Genomic DNA, 15961 nt, shown 5'->3' on the forward strand with positions numbered 1-15961 from the left:
GTGCCGCGCCGGGCGGTCGCACCGCCCGGCCGCGTACGTGCTCCGGTGGAGCGGCCAGCCACGCCCGATGCGTGGACCCGCGCGCGAAGCAGTCAGCGGGTGTCCGTCACCACCACCGCGGTCGCCACCGGCCCCGGCGCGTCCGCGGCCGCGACCGGGGTGATCGCGGCCGTCACCGCGCGTGCCACCAGATACGGGCGATGGCCCGCCGCCACCGCGAACTGCACCTGGACGCGGCGGCCGGCCGCCGTGCCCTCGCCGGCCGCGGTGTCGCGGACCCGGACCCCGCCGCCGAGGCCGGCCAGCCGCCGGGTCAGCCGCAGCACCCCCGGCACCGCCAGCGCGGCGGCCTCCACCCGGGCGGCGGGGCCGACCGCCTGATCCTCCGCCAGCTCCTTGGGGGAGTCGCCGCCGTCCACCACGACACCCTCGAGCACCGGATCCCGCGGCACCTCGCCGTCGATCAGCCCGGTGACCGCCAGGTCCACCGCGTGCACGGGGACGCCGAGCCGGTCCCGCGCGGTCGCCCACAGCGCGGCCCGCAACCGGTCCGCGCTGTGCGGCAGCGGCTCGTCGAGCGCGGCCTCGAAGGCCGCGGTGATCCGCAGCGGCAGATGGGCGAGCGCACCCACCGGCGCGGCCTCGCCCGCGTCCCTGGGCTCCGGCGCGTCCTGTGCCCCGGTGTCCAGGGCCAGCGCCACCGTGCCGAGCCGCACCCCCCGCAGCGTCCCCGCGGCCCGCCGCAGCGCGTCGACGGCAGCGCTCTCGGTGATCCACGCGGCGTCCCCCGCCTCACCCAGCGGAAGCAGCCGCCCGAGCGCCACCTGCTCTTTCACGGTCCGGGCAAGTCGGTCCATGGTCACCAGGCTTCATCGCCTTCCGGTCCGTGCGCCGGCCACTCGAATGGGGGGCCGGCCGTCCCCTGTGGACGCATCCCCGCAGCGCGCAAGGGCACGCGCACATAGTGTGGTGCACGGAGCAGCCCATACGAAGGGACGACTCGCGATGTCGGACAGCGCGCAGCACAACCGGCCGGAGCCCGAGGGCTCGTCGATAACGGCGGACAGCGGCAGGACCCTCGACAAGGGCTCCGCGGGCGGATCGCCCCGCAAGGCGCTCGGCGATCCGGCGACGCGCGGCCGCACCACCATCGCCGACGGCGTGGTCGAGAAGATCGCAGGGCTCGCGGCCCGCGACGTGCTGGGCGTCCACGCGATGGGCACCGGCCTGTCCCGTACCTTCGGCGCGGTGCGCGACCGCGTGCCCGGCAGCACCCGCTCGGTGACCCGCGGCGTCAAGGCCGAGGTCGGCGAGGTGCAGACCGCACTCGACCTCGACATCGTCGTCGAGTACGGCGTGTCCATCGTCGATGTCGCCCGCGCGGTACGGGAGAACGTGATCGCGGCCGTCGAGCGGATGACCGGGCTCGAGGTCGTCGAGGTCAATGTCGCGGTCGGCGATGTGAAGCTGCCGGACGAGGACGATGATGACGAGCGCGAGCAACGGGTGCAGTAGTGGGATATGCGGTATCACACCGGCCCTGAGCCCCGCTCCCCAGCGGGACGGGCGGGCACAGCCGAGCGGACGGGAATCAGACGATGAGCATGGCGGTGATCGGCCTCGTGGCCGGAATGGCACTGGGGTTCGCCGGGTATTTCGGCGGCTTCGGCGCCTTTCTCGTGGTGGCCCTGCTCGGCGCGGTCGGTTTCGTGGCGGGCAAGTTCTTCGACGGCGACCTCGAAGCGGGCGACTTCTTCCGTACGCGTGACCGCGACCGCGACCGCGACCGGCGGCGCTGATGGCGCCGGCCGTGCCCGGGCAGCTCCCCGCCGCTGAGCGCGGCGCACTGCGGATCGCGGACCGGGTGGTCGCCAAGATCGCCGCCCAGGCGGCGGACGAGGTGCTGGTCGACGCGCCCGGCGCGGACCTGGTTCCGGACGACGCGCGGCCCCATGCCTCGGTGTCGGTGCGCAAGGACACCGCACGGCTGCGGCTGGCCCTCGAGCTGGGCTACCCCGCGAACATCGGTGCCGTGTGCGGCACCGTCAGGCGGCATGTGACCGGCAGGGTCGAGGCGCTGACGGGCATGGCCGTACCCGAGGTGGCCGTCGAGGTGGAGCGGCTGCACTCCGCCGCGGCCCGCCGCAAGGACGAAGGGAGGGTCGAATGAGCGACGAAGGCGGCAGCCACGAATACCGCGAACAGGACCCGACCAAGTCCGACAGCGAGAACGCCCGGGTCAGCATCGCCAAAGAGCCTGCCGTGGAGCCGTACACGGCCACCTCGGGGCTGCCCGGCAGCGGCCAGGGCCACAAGGCGCGCCGCTTCTGGTCTGGCCGCCGCGTCCCCGCCGCCCTGTGCGCCGCGGTGCTCCTGGGCCTGTCGGGCCTCTTCCTCTACGACATCGCCTCGGTCCGCGCCGACCGCAAGGCGATGCAGTGGCGGATCAGCCTGGCGCACCAGCTGGCCACCCGGCACCTCGACGACGTCTGGATCATCCTCGGCGCCTCGGTGGCCGCCGCGCTCGGCCTGTGGCTGCTCGTCCTCGCCCTGACCCCCGGCGAGCGCCAGGTGCTGCCGATGGCGCGCAGCGGAACCGCGGGCGTGCGCGCGGGACTCGACCGGCGGGCGGCGGAACTCGTCCTGCGCGACCGGGCGATGGAGGTCTCCGGGGTGCGCTGGGCCAAGGTCGACGTCGGCCGCCGCAAGATCAAGGCCCGCGCCACCTCGCACTTCCGCGAACTCGAAGAGGTACGCGGGGATCTGACGGCCGCGCTCGGCGAGGCCGTACGGCAGCTGGGGCTGGCCAGGTCGCCGCAGCTGAGCATCCGCCTGCACCGGGCAGAGAAGAAGGGGTGACGCGGCGATGCGCACCACGCTCAACCGGGTCCTGCTGGCGCTGATCGGCCTCATCCTGCTCGTGGTGGGGCTCTCGGTGCTGGTCGGCAGCCTGGACCTGCAACGCCACTGGGACTTCACGGTGCCCGACTGGTGGCCGTTCACCGGCCCCAAGGACGTGCTGCTCACCGACCACGACAGGACGCGCTACCGGTCGGACGGCTGGTGGTGGCCGGTCGTCATCGCCGTCCTCGCCGTCCTCGTGCTGGCCTCGCTGTGGTGGCTGCTGGCCCAGGCCCGCGCCAGGCGGCTGCGGCAGATCAGGATCGACAGCGGCGACGGCCAGGGCGCGCTGCTGCGCGGCCGGGCGCTGGAGAGCGTGCTGCGCTCCGAGGCCGAGTCCTACCAGGGCGTCGAGTGGTCGAGCGCGGTGCTCACCGGGCGCCGCGGCAACCCGGCGGCGCGGCTGGTGCTGGGGCTCGCGCCCCACGCCACCCCTGAGGAGGTCGTCACCGGTCTCGACACGCAGGTGCTCGAACGCGCCCGCAGCTCCGCGAACCTCCCCGACCTGCCGGCCGAGGCCCGCCTTCGTGCGGTCCGCCACCGTGCCGCCCGCGTCACCTGACCCGAGCCGTACCCGACTCGAGCCGCTTCCCGTCCCCGGTCCTGCGGCAGCCGGCCGGCCCGGTTACAGGGCCGACTGGGCGCCGCCGTCGACCGGGAGCATGGTGCCGGTCAGATAGGACGCGGCCGGCGAGAGCAGGAAGGCGGCGGCCCTGCCGAACTCGGCGGGCGTGCCGTAGCGGCGCAGCGGGATGTGCGCGATGCTCCGCTCCCGTACGGCCTCCGGGTCGCCGTGCTGGGCGTCCAGCTCGCGCACCCGGTCGGTGTCGATCCGGGACGGGAGGAGCGCCACGACGCGGATCCCCCGGGGGCCGACCTCCGCGGCGAGCGTCTTGGCGAAGCCCGCGAGGCCGGGCCGCAGGCCGTTGGAGATCACCAGGCCGGGGATGGGCTCGTGGACCGAGCCGGACAGCACGAAGCCGATCACCCCGCCCTCGCCGAGGGATTCCGCCGCGGCCCGCGCCAGCCGGACCGCACCGAGGAAGACCGATTCGAAGGAGGACCGCCACTGCTCGTCGCCGACGGCGGCGGCCGTACCCGCGGGCGGCCCGCCGACGCTGATCAGCACACCGTCGACCGCGCCGAAGCGGGTCCTCGCGGTGGCCAGCAGCAATTCCGCGGTCGCCGGGTCGGCGTTGTCCGCGACGACACCCAACGCCCGCTCCGGGCCACCGATTTCCGCCGCCGCCGCGTCGACCGTGGCGGCGGTGCGCCCGGAGACCACCACCTTCGCGCCCTCCGCGGCCAGTTCGCGGGCCGCGGCCAGACCGAGGCCGCGGCCCGCACCGGTGATCACGTACACCCGGTCCTTGAGTCCGAGGTCCATCGCTCAGCCCGTCCTTCCGTCGCGGCCGGACAGCGCGAGCGCGGTGTTGATCAGGCCGACATGGCTGAACGCCTGTGGATAGTTGCCCAGTTGGCGCCCCGCGACCGGGTCCCACTCCTCGGCGAGCAGCCCGACGTCGTTGCGTACGGTCAGCAGCCGTTCGAACAGGTCGGTGGCCTCGCCGGTGCGCCCGGTCGCGTGCAGCGCGTCGGCGAGCCAGAACGAGCAGGCCAGGAAGGCGCCTTCACTTCCGGGCAGCCCGTCGACGCCGCCGGCCTCGGGGGAGTAGCGGCGGACGAAACCGCCGTGGTCGAGCTCCCGCCGCACCGCCTCCACCGTGCCGACCACCCGGCGGTCGGTCGCCGGCAGGAAGCCGACCTGCGGGATCAGCAGCGTCGCCGCGTCCAGTTCGGCGGAGCCGTAGGACTGCGTGAAGGTGTTGCGCGCGGCGTCGTAGCCCTTCTCGCAGACCTCGGCGTGCACCTGCGCCCGCATCGAGCGCCACAGGTCCACGTCGCCGCGCAGTTGCGGGCGGGCCTCCACCGTGCGTACCGCGCGGTCGGCGGCGACCCAGGCCATCACCTTGGAGTGCACGAAGTGCCGGCGGGGGCCGCGTACCTCCCACAGGCCCTCGTCCGGCTCGCGCCACTTGGTCTCCAGGAACTCCATCAGCATCCGCTGCAAATTCCAGGCGTGCGGCTCGTCGCGCATCCCGCTGGTCCTGGCCAGGAACAGCGAGTCGAGGACCTCGCCGTAGACGTCCAGCTGGAGCTGGCCGGCGGCAGCGTTGCCGACCCTGACCGGCGCTGAGCCCGCGTAGCCCTTGAGCCAGGGCACCTCGTACTCGGTGAGCCGCCGCTCGCCGGAGATGCCGTACATGATCTGGAGGTCGGCAGGGTCGCCCGCCACCGCCCGCAGCAGCCAGTCACGCCAGGCCTGCGCCTCGCTGAGGAAGCCCCCGGCGACCAGGGCGTTCAGGGTGAGGGCGGCGTCGCGCAGCCAGCAGAAGCGGTAGTCCCAGTTGCGGACCCCGCCGATCTCCTCGGGCAGCGAGGTGGTCGCCGCCGCGGCGATGCCGCCGGTCGGCGCGTAGGTGAGGGCCTTGAGGGTGATCATGGAGCGCAGGACGGCGGACCGGTAGGGCCCGTCGTAGCTGCACCGGGCCGACCACTTCTCCCAGTCCTCCAGGCTCTGCTCCAACGCGGTGAAGGGGTCCACCAGGCGCGGCCGGCCGGCGTGCGAGGCATGCCAGGTCAGGACGAAGCCGACCCGCTCGCCCGCGGCCACGGTGAAGTCGCTGTACGTCCGCATGTCCTTGCCGTACATCGGCAGCGGCGGCTCGGTGCGCAGCCACACCGCGTCGGGGCCGGCGACCGCCACCCGGTGGTGGTCGGCACGGCGCATCCAGGGCATCACGCTGCCGTAGTCGAAGCGCAGCGCCAGCTCGCTGCGCACCGGGACCTCGCCCGAGATGCCCTCGACGATCCTGATCACGTCGGGCGCCCGGTCCCGCTGCGGCATGAAGTCGGTGACCTTGACCGTGCCGGTCGGCGTCTCCCAGACGGTGTCGAGCACCAGGGTGTCGCCGCGGTAGGAGCGCGTCCTGCACTCGGTGCCCTCCAGCGGCGCCAGCCGCCAGCGGCCGTTGCTCTCGTCGCCGAGCAGGGCGGCGAAGCACGCGCCTGAGTCGAAACGCGGCAGGCACAGCCAGTCGATGGACCCGTCCCTGCACACCAGCGCGGCGGTCTGGAGGTCGCCGATCAGCGCGTAGTCCTCGATACGTCCTGGCACGGGTCAGCCTCGCCGCCTTCTGGTGGTGTCTGTCGAGTGTGCTGGGGCCGCCGCTAGACCGCTACCGGAACACTGCCTTCGGGCTCCTGCGACGTCTCGGACTGCTTCTTGCGGGCGGCCAGCACCTCGGCGCGCTCCCGGCGCAGCAGCACCACCCAGCCGACCGGGACCATCGCGGTGAACAGCCACCACTGGATGGCGTAGGCCATGTGCGGGCCGATGCTCTTGTGGTCGGGTTCCGGGATGAGCGCCGGCTGGCCGTGCGACGGCTTCGGGGAGGTCGACACCAGCTCCAGGTATCCGCCGACGGGCGCTTCCGGCAGGCCGCCGGCGGACTCCACCGCCGAGCCGTTGATCAGCATGATCTGGCGCGACGGCAGTCCCGTCCTGTTGCGGATGCCGGTGCTCGACGTGGACTCGTCGGGCCGCAGCCGCCCCACCACGGTGACCTCGCCGGACGGCGGCGGGGTGATCTTCGGGAAGGCCGTCGGGTCGTCGCCGGGCGAGATCCAGCCGCGGTTGACCAGCACCGCGCGGCCGTCGTCCAGGATCAGCGGGGTGATGACGTGGTAGCCGACCTCCTCGCCGCCACCGGAGGAGTCGTCGGACCCGGAGTTGCCCGCGGTGCGGTGCCGGGCGACGACCTCGTGCGCGGTGTCGTAGTGGCCCTTGGCGGTCACCATGCGGTAGAGGTCCTTGTGCGGTACGTCGTAGCCGGGGGAGGTCACCGACTCGACCGGTACCGGGGTGGCCTTGAGGCCGGCCGCGATGATCCTGTTGTTCGCCACCCGGTGCTCATGGCGGTGCAACTGCCAAAAGCCCAGTCTGATCATCACCGGGATCAGCAGCAGACCGACGAGGGTGAGGATCACCCATTGGCGGGACAGCAGGAAGCGGTACACCCCCCGACGGTACAACTCGGCCGGGGGGTGTCCGCGGGTAGGGTCGGTCGGGCCGGTGCGTGTCGGACCCTGACGGGGTCCGGCCGGGGCCGTCCCGGCGGCGGTTCAGGCGTGCGTCGGGGTGTCGACGTGGTCGACGATGCCGGTGCCGCCCTCCGCCTTGGCGCAGTGGCCGCTGCAGTAGAAGTGGCCGCCGACCTCCACACCGTGTCCGATGATCTGCACCCGGCAGTGCTCGCAGATCGGCGCCATCCGGTGGACGGCGCACTCGAAGCAGTCGAAGACGTGCACCGCGCCCTGGGCGTGCACCTCGAAGCTCATCGCATAGTCGTTTCCGCAGACTTCGCATCGTGCCATGAGGCACAGGCTGCGGGGCCGCGGCGGTCCGGGCAAACCGCCGGCGGGCGTGTTGCCCGGCTGCCACCCGGACGGCGGCGCGGATCACGCCGTGCGGAGCCGTACCCGACTGCCCGCCGCCCCCGCCCCCGGTGCCGGTGTCAGCCGTGCACGCCGGACGCCGGGGTGACGGCTTTGAGCAGCTCGGTGAACTGCCGCTCGCCGATCACCGGCGTCCCGTAGGTGCGGGCCTTGACCGCCTTGCCGGTGGGGGAGTCGGGGTCGTTGGTGACCAGGAGGCTGGTGAGCCGGCTGACGGACGAGGCGACATGCAGCCCGGCGTCGGTGGCCCGGTCCTCCAGCAGCTCGCGGTCTATACCTGTGTCGCCGGAGAAGGCCACCCGCATGCCCTGGACCAGCGGCCCGTCGGGCGCCAGCCGCCCGGGGTTCGGATACGGGCACGGCGGGCGCTTGCGGGCCGGCCGCCAGCCGGAGCGGGGGCCGGAGCCGTACAGCACGCCGTGCCGCGGCGCGGGCACCGCCGAGTCCACCCACTCGGTCAGCGGGCGGCAGGCGTGCAGCGGCAATGGCAGCTCCGCGGCGGCGGCCAGATGCAGGCTCGGCCGGAAGGCCTCGGCCAGCACCCGTGCGTCGTCGAGGGCGTGGTGGGCGCGCTGCTGCACCACCCCGTAGTGCGCGGCCAGCGACTCGAGTTTGTGGTTGGCCAGCGGCAGCCGCAGCTCCTTGGCCAGCACGATGGTGCACAGCCGCTGCTCGACCGGTGCGGTGGACCGCGCCCTCGCGTACTCCCTGGCCAGCATCGACCAGTCGAAGACCGCGTTGTGTGCCACCAGCACCCGCCCGGCGAGGCGTTCGGCCAGTTCGCCGGCGATCTCGGGGAAGAGCGGCGCGTCGGCCAGCATCGCGCCGGTCAGCCCGTGGATCCACACCGGGCCCGGGTCGCGCTGCGGGTTGACCGGCGAATACCAGTGGTCCTGGACCTCGCCCTGGGAGTCCAGGCGGTAGACGGCGGCGGACACGATCCGGTCGTCCCTGCCGAGACCGGTGGTCTCGACGTCGACCACGGCATAGCCCTCGGGATAGCCCGTGGGCCATGGCGAAGGCGGCGGCGGCGAGGTCCGGTTGTCCAGCATGGTCACTGAGGATACGGCGCGGCGCCGACAGTGGATCATCCCGTCCGCCCGCCGGCGCCGGAGCCGGCGCCTCAGGGTTGACGCGTACGCGTCCGTACCAATCGGTAACAACGTCTGGCGGGCGCCCATGACGTGCCTCTATGGTGCGCTCATGCCGCAACTGCCCGATGTCGTGCTGTGGTCGATACCGGCCTTCGTACTGCTCGCCGTCATCGAGATGGTGAGCTACCGCATTCACCCCGACGAGGACGCGGCCGGCTACACCGGCCGGGACACCGCCGCCAGCCTGTCCATGGGCCTCGGCAGCCTCGTCACGGACACGCTGTGGAAGATCCCGGTGGTGGCGATCTACTCGGGCGTCTACGCGCTCACCCCGCTGCGGGTGCCGGTGCACTGGTGGACGCTGCTGCCGATGCTGCTCGCCCAGGACTTCTTCTACTACTGGTCGCACCGCGGCCACCATGTCATCAGGATCCTCTGGGCCTGCCACGTGGTGCACCACTCCAGCCGCAACTTCAACCTCTCCACCGCGCTGCGGCAGCCCTGGACCAGCCTCACCTCCTGGCCGTTCTACCTGCCGCTGATCGCGCTCGGCGTGCACCCGGCGGCGCTGGCCTTCTGCTCCTCGGTGAACCTCGTCTACCAGTTCTGGATCCACACCGAACGCGTCGACCGGCTGCCCCGCCCGCTGGAGTTCACCCTCAACACGCCCTCGCACCACCGGGTGCACCACGCCTCCCAGGGCAGCTATCTGGACCGCAACTTCGGCGGCATCCTCATCGTCTGGGACCGGCTCTTCGGCTCCTTCGCCGCCGAGACCGAGCGCCCCGTCTACGGCCTGACGAAGAACATCGCCACCTACAACCCGTTGCGGGTCGCGACCCACGAATACGCCGCCATCGCCCACGACCTGGCGGCCGCCGCCGGCTGGCGCGACCGGGTGGCGCACCTCGTACGCGGCCCCGGCTGGCGCCCCGCCGCCGAGACCGCCGCCGGGCCGGGCGGCGCGCCCGCCGCCGGGCCCGCGGGCCCGCGCACACCCGAGCCCGCCGCATGACGACGGTTGCCCCGCGGTGGGCGGGCGCGGCCATCGCCGTCTTCTGCGCGCTGATGTCCCTCCAGTTGGTCGCCGTAGGCTCGGACTTCGCCGTGCTGCGGGACATCGTCAAGCCGCTGCTGATGCCCTCGCTCGCCTTCTGGGTGTGGACCTGGCGCGGCCCGCGGCTGCTGGTCGCCGCGCTGCTGTGCGGCTGCGGCGGAGATGTGTTGCTGGAGGTGGGCGGCACCGTGCCGTTCCTGCTCGGCATGGGCTGCTTCGCCGCCGGTCACGTCTGCTACCTGCGGCTCTTCGCCCGCCTCGGTGCCTTCGCCGGTCCTCGTGCAGCGGTACGCGTGCGCTGCGCCGCGTACGCCCTGGTGTGCGCGGTCCTCGTGGTGCTGCTGTGGCCAGGCCTCGACGCCGGGATGCGGGCGCCGGTCGCGCTCTACAGCCTGCTGCTCACGGCGATGGCCGCTGGGGCGTACGGACTCGGCGTCCCCGCGCTCGCCGGGGGTGCGCTTTTCCTGCTGTCCGACAGCCTGATCGCGACCGGGCTCGCGGACTGGCCGCAGCCGCCCGCCCACGACCTGTGGGTCATGGCGACGTACCTGACCGGGCAGGCCCTGCTGGCCATGGGCGTGCTCAGGGCCGCAGGTGTCACCGGGACCGCCCCCGGCGCCGCGGAGCCGTCAGCGGTCGCGGCGGCGGGCTGCCCGTAGCGCCCCGACGCTCAGCAGCGGCACCGCGACCCGCCCGTCCGGCCAGTGTCCTGTCGCCGCGGCCCGCGGTGCGGGCGGCTCGGCCGCGGCCACCGGGGCGGCCAGCCGCACGCTTCCGTACGGATGGCGGCCCGGCGGCGGGCAGGCGCCCGGCTGCCGCGGGTCGTCGGCGGGCGTCGGTGGCGGTGGGATCTGCACGGCGGGTCCTCGCAGCTGCGCGGTGCCGGCGGGCAGCCGGCGGATGACGGCAGGGTCTGCGCTGCCCAACGATCCTGCGGCCCCCCGGTGTCGCCCGCGACCCGCACACCGCCCGGAAAAGGTGAACGCCTACCAGCGGTTTCAACAGTATGTTGCAATGCGGCTGCCGTCGCGTACGCTTCTGCGGGCGGTCGCGGCCGCGCTCGCGGCCGGGCGCGGGACACCGCTCCGCTGCGGGCCTCGGGACAGCCCGTAGTCTGGAGGGAGCGACGGCGCGATCGTGCGCCCGAGGAGGCGGAGCCTGTGCTCATCGACACCTACGGACGCGTGGCGACCGATCTGCGCGTCTCGCTCACCGACCGGTGCAATCTGCGCTGTACGTACTGCATGCCGGAGGAAGGCCTGCAGTGGCTGGCCAAGCCTGAGCTGCTCACCGATGACGAGATCGTCCGGATGGTGCGGATCGCGGTCACCGACCTCGGCGTCACCGACGTCCGCTTCACCGGCGGTGAGCCGCTGCTGCGCCCGGGGCTCGTCGGCATCGTGGAACGCTGCGCCGCGCTCGAACCGCGGCCCCGGATGTCGCTGACCACCAACGGCATCGGACTGCGCAGGACCGCGGACGCGCTGCGCGCCGCCGGCCTCGACCGGGTCAACGTCTCGCTCGACACCCTGCGCCCCGAGGTCTTCCACACCCTGACCCGCAGGAATCGGCACGCCGACGTCATCGCCGGCCTTGCCGCGGCGTCCGCGGCGGGCCTGGCCCCGCTGAAGGTCAACACCGTGCTGATGCGCGGAGTCAACGACGACGAGGCCCCCGACCTGCTGCGCTGGGCCATCGACCACGGCTACGAACTGCGGTTCATCGAGCAGATGCCGCTCGACGCCCAGCACGGCTGGCAGCGCACCGACATGGTCACCGCCGACGAGATCCTCACCGCCCTGCACGACCGCTTCAGCCTCACCCCCGAGGGTGAGTCCGTACGCGGCTCGGCGCCCGCGGAGCGCTGGCTGGTGGACGGCGGCCCCGCCCGCGTCGGTGTGATCGGCTCGGTCACCCGCCCCTTCTGCCGGGCCTGCGACCGCACCCGGCTGACCGCCGACGGCCAGGTGCGCAACTGCCTGTTCGCCCGCGAGGAGTCCGACCTGCGCACCCCGCTGCGCTCGGGCGCCTCCGACGCCGAGGTCGCCGAACTGTGGAAGGCGGCGATGTGGGGCAAGAAGGCGGGCTCGGGCCTGGACGACCCTCAGTTCCTCCAGCCGGACCGGCCGATGTCAGCCATCGGCGGCTGACCGCTGCTCCCACTCGGTGAGCGCCACCACGTCCTTGAGGAAGCCGCGCATGCCGAGGAACTGCGTCAGGTGCTCACGGTGCTCGTCGCAGGCCAGCCAGGTCTTGCGCCGTTCCGGTGTGTGCAGCTTCGGGTTGTTCCACGCCAGCACCCAGACCGCGGCCGTGCGGCACCCCTTGGCCGAGCAGATCGGCGTCTCGTCGTTCACGCGTCCCAGTAAACCGCAGTGCGCGGGGGGCCCGGCACGCCCGGGACATGGCGACGCCGGGCAGCCACGGGGGGAGCCGCCCGGCGTCGGTCCGTCGCTCCGACGGGGGATGCGGAGCGCCTACGAAGTATGTCATGCACTGACGCGCTCGTGGGAGTGGAACGTCACCATTGATCTGAGCTTTTCTTGAGGTTCCGTTTCCACTCCGGAGCCTGGCAGTTCGCGGCCCGTACGCCACGACGCCAGGTCAGGCAGGGTCCGCGGAATCGGCGAGCGGATCGGCGGCGCGTTCCGCGCCCGATTCCACTTTGGTCGCCTCGATTGCGGGCCTGATCGGCGCCGGGATGTAGGCGGCGGGGGCGACGGGCGCGTTCTCCCTACCGGCATTGGCGTAGACCACTGCGATGTACGGCAGCAGCAGCCCTATCACGAGAGTCGCCCAGGCCAGCGGGCGCTCGACATTCCACAGCACCACGGTGAGGATCACCGAGAGGGTGCGGATCGACATCGAGATGATGTACCGCCGCTGCCGCCCGCGTACGTCCTCGGTCAGCCCGGCACGCGCCCCGGAGATCCGGTGGACCTCAGGCCCGCCCTGCTTCCGCATCGCATTCCACCGCCTGCTCGACTGGCCGGGCCGTACTGCGCACGGATTGCAGCATCCACACCGGCTGCACACCACGGTACGCCGCGCGGCCCGGGGAGAGCAGAGCGGGGGAGGTGCGCGTCCTTGCGCCGTACGGACCACGGTCGCCCCCGACATGCGGCGTAGCGGGGCCGGACGGAGACTGACCGCACGACTACCGGGCGCCCGCCGCCCGGTCGCGAGGAGGCGAGCGGCATGGGCTGGCTGTGGGCGATCATCGTCGGACTGGTGCTCGGGCTCATCGCCAAGGCGATCCTGCCCGGCCGGCAGAGCCTGCCGCTGTGGCTGACCGTGATCTGCGGCATGGGTGGCAGCGTGCTCGGCAATGCCGCCTCGACCTGGATCGGGGTCAACGACACCAAGGGCTTCGACTGGACCCGGCACGTCCTCCAGCTCGCCGGTGCGGTCCTGGTCGTGGCGATCGGCGACGCCCTCTGGTCCGCGTACAAGGGCAGGCGCGCGACCACCGCGCTCTGACCGTGGCCCTGGTCACGGGCCCGCCCGCCCCAGTCGGCACGCCCGCTCCTCCCGGCCCGTCAGTCCGGCTGCACCCGCAGCCACTCCGGTGCCACCGGCCCGGTCAGCCACACCCCGTTGGCACTGATGCGGAAGACCTGGCCGCCCTCGGCGAGTCCCGCCGCGTCGACCGCGAGCACCACAGGACGGCCGTGCCGCGAGCCCACCCGGACGGCCGTCTCGCGGTCGGCCGAGAGATGGACGTCCTGCCGGGCCATCGGCCGCAGCCCCTCGTGGAGGATCAGCGGCAAGGTGGCAGCCGCCGTCCCGTGGAAGAGCACGGCGGGCGGCACCGCGGGCGCCAGCCCCAGGTCCACCGGCACCGTGTGACCCTGGCTGGCCCTGATCCGCCGGCCGTCGTCGGAGTACGCGAACCGCCGCTTGTTGTTGGTGGCGACCACATGGTCCAGCTCGGCGCGCGTCAGGCGCCTGCCGTGCGCGGCGCACGCGGCGAGCAACTCGTCCACGCCCACCCAGCCGTTCCCGTCCAGCGTGAGGCCTATCCGCTCCGGCTGGTGCCGCAGCACCAGCGACAGGAACTTCGACGCCTTCACCGTCCGCTTCTCGTCCAGCAACCCTCTGCCCCCATTCCCCCGGGCGCCTCAGACGCCCTGGCTCACCGAACTCATGTTGAAGTCCGGCACCCGCAACGCGGGCGCCGCGGCCCGCGTGAAGTAGTCGCTCCACTCGCGCGGCAGCGTCCGCTCGCTGCGGCCCGCCTCGACCGCCCGGCCCAGCAGGTCGACGGGTGACTCGTTGAAGCGGAAGTTGTTCACCACGCCGGTCACCTCGCCGCCCTCGACCAGGTAGACGCCGTCCCTGGTCAGACCGGTCAGCAGCAGCGTCGCCGGGTCGACCTCGCGGATGTACCACAGGCAGGTCAGCAGCAGGCCGCGCTCGGTTGCCGCGACCATGTCGGCGAGCGACTGCTTGCCTCCGCCGTCCAGGATCAGGTTGTCCCCGGCGGCCGCCATCGGCAGCCCGGTCAGTGCGGCGCTGTGCCGGGTGGTCGGCAGATTGCGCAGGGTGCCGTCGCGTACCCAGTCCACCGGGCCGATCGGCAGCCCGTTGTCGAAGACCGAGCTGTCGTCGCCAGACGCGTGCGCGACCACGAAGGGCGCCGACTCCAGGCCCGGCTCGCCCGGGTCGCTGCGCAGCGTCAGCGGCAGCGACGCGAGCTGCTCGCCGACCCGGGTGCCGCCGCCCGCCTTGCTGAAGACCGTACGGCCCTCCGCGGCGTCCCGGGCGCCCGACGACCACAGCTGGTAGATCATCAGATCGGCGACCGCGGACGGCGGCAGCAGCGTCTCGTACCGCCCTGCCGGCAGGTCGATCCGCCGCTCCGCCCACGCCAGCCGCTGCGCCAGTTCGGCGTCCAGCGCCAGCGGGTCCACATCGGTGAAGTCCCGGGTCGCCGCGCCCGCCCACGCCGAACGGGTGCCGTCCGGGGACTTCGCGTTGACCTCCAGCGTGCCGGTCGGCTGGTCGTGCCGCAGCCGCAAGCCCGCCGACGTGCCCAGAAATGTCGAGGTCACCGAGTGGAAGGCGAAACCGTACAGCCGGCGGCCCCCGGCCCGGGCGGTGCCGAAGGCCTCGCCGAGCGCGGGCGCGAAGGCCGCGAAGACCTCCGAGGCGGTCTCGGCCGGCGCTTCGGTGAAGTCGGCCGACTGCGGCACCCCGGTGACCAGCGGCTGGGCGTCCTCCGCAGGACCCGCCTCACGGGCCGCCGCCTCGGCCGCCCGCACCAGCGGCTCCAGATCGTCCGCGGTCACAGCGGAGCGTGACACCACGCCGGACGCGGCACCCTGGCCGCCGTCCACCGTCGCGATCACCGTCAGGGTCCGCCCGCGGGTGACGCCGTTGGTGGTCAGCGCGTTGCCGGCCCAGCGCAGGTTGGCGCTGGACTCCTCGTCGGCGATGACCACACAGCCGTCCGCCGTCGACAGCTCAAGCGCCCGCTCGACAATCTCGTGCGGCTTCGTCGTCATCGCCCCGCCTCCCGGGTGGTGTGCAGAATGCCGGCGCACCGGGGCTTTCCCGGAGGCTCCGGGCGCCCTGGGAACGGGGCTGTGGATCACCCCAGAGACTACCCAGCCGGCGTCCGCACCGAGAGGCCCTTTTCGGCGGAGGGCCGGAGCCAGCGGCGTCGGGAGTCGCGGTGTCGGAGCCGGTGTGCCGGGAGTCGTTGTGCCGGGGTCGGCGTGCTGGGGTCGGCGTGCAGGGGTCAGGGCGCGACGGCATCCTGCGACCGGGTGCGCCCGTAGTGGCGGGCCACCCGCATCCGGTTCCCGCAGATGTTGCCCGTGCACCACTTGCGGCGCGGGTTCTCGGCGAGGAAGAGCATCGAGCAGTCCGGGTTGCCGCATCGCCGCAGGCGCTTCAGCCGGCCGGGATCCCCCAGCAGGGCGACGGCCTCGCCGGCCACGGCCGCGAGCGCCGCGTTCCCGCCGTACTCGGTGTGCCAGCGGGTCTCCTCGCGCAGGCCGCCGTCCGTCGCCGTCAGACGCGGGCTTGTGGGTACCGCGGCGGCGGTGGCGTTGATGTCCTCCAGTGCGGTGGGGCTCGCCGTGCGGCCCTCCAGGTGCGCGTCGAAGGCTTCGCGAACCGCGCCGCGCAGCCGCCGGACGGACGTGGGATCCGGTGGCGGCCCCGGTGGCAGCCGCCGTGCCTGCAGCTTCCACCAGGCGGCCTGGGCGGACGGCGTGTCGATCAGGTCGACCGGAGGGTCGCCGACGGTCATCACGGTGTCGGCGAGATCCAGCGCGACCAGCGGCTCCCCACCCATCGGGAAGCCGGCCGCCTGAACCTCCTTCAGGCTCAGGGAAATGCTCATGAGGGCATTCTATCCATTAGTCGATCGGGCGGTCCAGAT

Annotated in this window: 21 protein-coding genes; 9 read left to right on the forward strand and 12 right to left on the reverse strand. The window is 73.2% G+C overall.

The annotated features are described in order from the left end of the window. Nucleotides 1-92: 92 nt before the first annotated feature. On the reverse strand, nucleotides 93-857 hold the full coding sequence (locus tag ACGFMP_RS27545) for a nucleopolyhedrovirus P10 family protein (protein WP_393675699.1): 765 nt from the start codon (nucleotides 855-857) through the stop codon (nucleotides 93-95). A 148-nt stretch (nucleotides 858-1005) separates the two neighbouring features. On the opposite strand from ACGFMP_RS27545, the gene ACGFMP_RS27550 reads away from it, so the two are divergent. From ACGFMP_RS27550 to amaP, 5 genes are all read left to right on the forward strand, one after another. Continuing rightward, nucleotides 1006-1515 (forward strand): Asp23/Gls24 family envelope stress response protein, encoded by a 510-nt coding sequence (locus tag ACGFMP_RS27550; protein ID WP_393675700.1) that lies wholly within the window; start codon nucleotides 1006-1008, stop codon nucleotides 1513-1515. Nucleotides 1516-1598: 83 nt separating this feature from the next. Further along, on the forward strand, nucleotides 1599-1799 hold the full coding sequence (locus ACGFMP_RS27555; protein WP_393675701.1) for a hypothetical protein: 201 nt from the start codon (nucleotides 1599-1601) through the stop codon (nucleotides 1797-1799). Beyond that, nucleotides 1799-2170, forward strand: a complete 372-nt coding sequence (locus ACGFMP_RS27560; RefSeq protein WP_393675702.1) for an Asp23/Gls24 family envelope stress response protein — start codon at nucleotides 1799-1801, stop codon at nucleotides 2168-2170. Before ACGFMP_RS27555 ends, ACGFMP_RS27560 begins: the two co-directional genes overlap by 1 nt. Beyond that, on the forward strand, nucleotides 2167-2859 hold the full coding sequence (locus ACGFMP_RS27565; RefSeq protein WP_393675703.1) for a DUF6286 domain-containing protein: 693 nt from the start codon (nucleotides 2167-2169) through the stop codon (nucleotides 2857-2859). Before ACGFMP_RS27560 ends, ACGFMP_RS27565 begins: the two co-directional genes overlap by 4 nt. A gap of 7 nt (nucleotides 2860-2866) precedes the next feature. Continuing rightward, a complete protein-coding gene (amaP, locus tag ACGFMP_RS27570) occupies nucleotides 2867-3463 on the forward strand; it encodes an alkaline shock response membrane anchor protein AmaP (protein WP_393675704.1) in 597 nt (198 codons plus the stop codon). Nucleotides 3464-3526: 63 nt separating this feature from the next. Here the strand turns inward: amaP and ACGFMP_RS27575 are convergent, their stop codons facing one another. The 5 genes from ACGFMP_RS27575 to ACGFMP_RS27595 all read right to left on the reverse strand — a co-directional run bounded on the left by ACGFMP_RS27575 (nucleotide 3527) and on the right by ACGFMP_RS27595 (nucleotide 8471). After that, on the reverse strand, nucleotides 3527-4288 hold the full coding sequence (locus ACGFMP_RS27575; RefSeq protein WP_393675705.1) for an SDR family oxidoreductase: 762 nt from the start codon (nucleotides 4286-4288) through the stop codon (nucleotides 3527-3529). Between the two features lie 3 nt (nucleotides 4289-4291). Then, the gene (locus ACGFMP_RS27580; RefSeq protein ID WP_393675706.1) at nucleotides 4292-6079 is read right to left on the reverse strand and encodes a glycoside hydrolase family 15 protein; all 1788 of its coding nucleotides are present in this window, start codon (nucleotides 6077-6079) and stop codon (nucleotides 4292-4294) included. Nucleotides 6080-6132: 53 nt separating this feature from the next. Beyond that, nucleotides 6133-6981: an SURF1 family protein gene (locus ACGFMP_RS27585; protein ID WP_393675707.1), complete on the reverse strand. Its 849-nt coding sequence runs from the start codon at nucleotides 6979-6981 to the stop codon at nucleotides 6133-6135. Nucleotides 6982-7086: 105 nt separating this feature from the next. Next, nucleotides 7087-7338, reverse strand: coding sequence for a hypothetical protein (locus tag ACGFMP_RS27590; RefSeq protein ID WP_393675708.1), 252 nt, complete (start codon nucleotides 7336-7338; stop codon nucleotides 7087-7089). Nucleotides 7339-7478: 140 nt separating this feature from the next. Then, entirely contained in the window at nucleotides 7479-8471 is a 993-nt protein-coding gene (locus ACGFMP_RS27595) for a DEDDh family exonuclease (protein ID WP_393675709.1), read from the reverse strand. Between the two features lie 151 nt (nucleotides 8472-8622). Here ACGFMP_RS27595 and ACGFMP_RS27600 point away from each other — a divergent pair, with 151 nt between their 5' ends. Both ACGFMP_RS27600 and ACGFMP_RS27605 read left to right on the forward strand, forming a co-directional pair. After that, nucleotides 8623-9528 carry a sterol desaturase family protein gene (locus tag ACGFMP_RS27600; RefSeq protein WP_393675710.1) on the forward strand — a complete coding sequence of 302 codons (906 nt, stop codon included), beginning with the start codon at nucleotides 8623-8625 and terminating at the stop codon, nucleotides 9526-9528. Further along, nucleotides 9525-10229, forward strand: coding sequence for a lysoplasmalogenase (locus ACGFMP_RS27605; RefSeq protein ID WP_393675711.1), 705 nt, complete (start codon nucleotides 9525-9527; stop codon nucleotides 10227-10229). Before ACGFMP_RS27600 ends, ACGFMP_RS27605 begins: the two co-directional genes overlap by 4 nt. On the opposite strand, the gene ACGFMP_RS27610 is transcribed toward ACGFMP_RS27605, so the two are convergent. After that, nucleotides 10200-10496 (reverse strand): hypothetical protein, encoded by a 297-nt coding sequence (locus ACGFMP_RS27610; RefSeq protein ID WP_393675712.1) that lies wholly within the window; start codon nucleotides 10494-10496, stop codon nucleotides 10200-10202. The two genes, ACGFMP_RS27605 and ACGFMP_RS27610, sit on opposite strands and share 30 nt — an antisense overlap. 234 nt (nucleotides 10497-10730) lie before the next feature. On the opposite strand from ACGFMP_RS27610, the gene moaA reads away from it, so the two are divergent. Continuing rightward, entirely contained in the window at nucleotides 10731-11720 is a 990-nt protein-coding gene (gene moaA, locus ACGFMP_RS27615; RefSeq protein WP_393675713.1) for a GTP 3',8-cyclase MoaA, read from the forward strand. On the opposite strand, the gene ACGFMP_RS27620 is transcribed toward moaA, so the two are convergent. Next, on the reverse strand, nucleotides 11703-11927 hold the full coding sequence (locus ACGFMP_RS27620; RefSeq protein WP_393675714.1) for a hypothetical protein: 225 nt from the start codon (nucleotides 11925-11927) through the stop codon (nucleotides 11703-11705). The genes moaA and ACGFMP_RS27620 overlap by 18 nt on opposite strands. 247 nt (nucleotides 11928-12174) lie before the next feature. Then, on the reverse strand, nucleotides 12175-12534 hold the full coding sequence (locus ACGFMP_RS27625; protein ID WP_393675715.1) for a DUF3099 domain-containing protein: 360 nt from the start codon (nucleotides 12532-12534) through the stop codon (nucleotides 12175-12177). Between the two features lie 234 nt (nucleotides 12535-12768). Here ACGFMP_RS27625 and ACGFMP_RS27630 point away from each other — a divergent pair, with 234 nt between their 5' ends. Beyond that, entirely contained in the window at nucleotides 12769-13050 is a 282-nt protein-coding gene (locus ACGFMP_RS27630; protein ID WP_393675716.1) for a GlsB/YeaQ/YmgE family stress response membrane protein, read from the forward strand. Nucleotides 13051-13109: 59 nt separating this feature from the next. On the opposite strand, the gene ACGFMP_RS27635 is transcribed toward ACGFMP_RS27630, so the two are convergent. From ACGFMP_RS27635 to ACGFMP_RS27645, 3 genes are all read right to left on the reverse strand, one after another. Then, on the reverse strand, nucleotides 13110-13661 hold the full coding sequence (locus ACGFMP_RS27635; protein ID WP_393675755.1) for an RNA 2'-phosphotransferase: 552 nt from the start codon (nucleotides 13659-13661) through the stop codon (nucleotides 13110-13112). A 30-nt stretch (nucleotides 13662-13691) separates the two neighbouring features. Then, nucleotides 13692-15077: a metallopeptidase TldD-related protein gene (locus ACGFMP_RS27640; protein WP_393675717.1), complete on the reverse strand. Its 1386-nt coding sequence runs from the start codon at nucleotides 15075-15077 to the stop codon at nucleotides 13692-13694. 236 nt (nucleotides 15078-15313) lie between these two features. Continuing rightward, nucleotides 15314-15922, reverse strand: coding sequence for a CGNR zinc finger domain-containing protein (locus ACGFMP_RS27645; RefSeq protein WP_393675718.1), 609 nt, complete (start codon nucleotides 15920-15922; stop codon nucleotides 15314-15316). Between the last annotated feature and the right edge of the window lie 39 nt (nucleotides 15923-15961).

Source organism: Streptomyces sp. NPDC049040 (assembly GCF_043197715.1).
GTDB lineage: Bacteria > Actinomycetota > Actinomycetes > Streptomycetales > Streptomycetaceae > Actinacidiphila.

What these genes read in the sequence shown, in the direction of transcription:
- ACGFMP_RS27645 (WP_393675718.1), bottom strand. Translation starts at nt 15,922, where the DNA reads ATGAGCATTTCCCTGAGCCTGAAGGAGGTTCAGGCGGCCGGCTTCCCG.
- ACGFMP_RS27600 (WP_393675710.1), top strand. Translation starts at nt 8,623, where the DNA reads ATGCCGCAACTGCCCGATGTCGTGCTGTGGTCGATACCGGCCTTCGTA.
- ACGFMP_RS27605 (WP_393675711.1), top strand. Translation starts at nt 9,525, where the DNA reads ATGACGACGGTTGCCCCGCGGTGGGCGGGCGCGGCCATCGCCGTCTTC.
- ACGFMP_RS27565 (WP_393675703.1), top strand. Translation starts at nt 2,167, where the DNA reads ATGAGCGACGAAGGCGGCAGCCACGAATACCGCGAACAGGACCCGACC.
- ACGFMP_RS27590 (WP_393675708.1), bottom strand. Translation starts at nt 7,338, where the DNA reads ATGGCACGATGCGAAGTCTGCGGAAACGACTATGCGATGAGCTTCGAG.
- ACGFMP_RS27560 (WP_393675702.1), top strand. Translation starts at nt 1,799, where the DNA reads ATGGCGCCGGCCGTGCCCGGGCAGCTCCCCGCCGCTGAGCGCGGCGCA.
- ACGFMP_RS27550 (WP_393675700.1), top strand. Translation starts at nt 1,006, where the DNA reads ATGTCGGACAGCGCGCAGCACAACCGGCCGGAGCCCGAGGGCTCGTCG.
- ACGFMP_RS27545 (WP_393675699.1), bottom strand. Translation starts at nt 857, where the DNA reads ATGGACCGACTTGCCCGGACCGTGAAAGAGCAGGTGGCGCTCGGGCGG.
- ACGFMP_RS27575 (WP_393675705.1), bottom strand. Translation starts at nt 4,288, where the DNA reads ATGGACCTCGGACTCAAGGACCGGGTGTACGTGATCACCGGTGCGGGC.
- ACGFMP_RS27630 (WP_393675716.1), top strand. Translation starts at nt 12,769, where the DNA reads ATGGGCTGGCTGTGGGCGATCATCGTCGGACTGGTGCTCGGGCTCATC.
- amaP (WP_393675704.1), top strand. Translation starts at nt 2,867, where the DNA reads ATGCGCACCACGCTCAACCGGGTCCTGCTGGCGCTGATCGGCCTCATC.
- ACGFMP_RS27640 (WP_393675717.1), bottom strand. Translation starts at nt 15,077, where the DNA reads ATGACGACGAAGCCGCACGAGATTGTCGAGCGGGCGCTTGAGCTGTCG.
- ACGFMP_RS27595 (WP_393675709.1), bottom strand. Translation starts at nt 8,471, where the DNA reads ATGCTGGACAACCGGACCTCGCCGCCGCCGCCTTCGCCATGGCCCACG.
- ACGFMP_RS27625 (WP_393675715.1), bottom strand. Translation starts at nt 12,534, where the DNA reads ATGCGGAAGCAGGGCGGGCCTGAGGTCCACCGGATCTCCGGGGCGCGT.
- ACGFMP_RS27555 (WP_393675701.1), top strand. Translation starts at nt 1,599, where the DNA reads ATGAGCATGGCGGTGATCGGCCTCGTGGCCGGAATGGCACTGGGGTTC.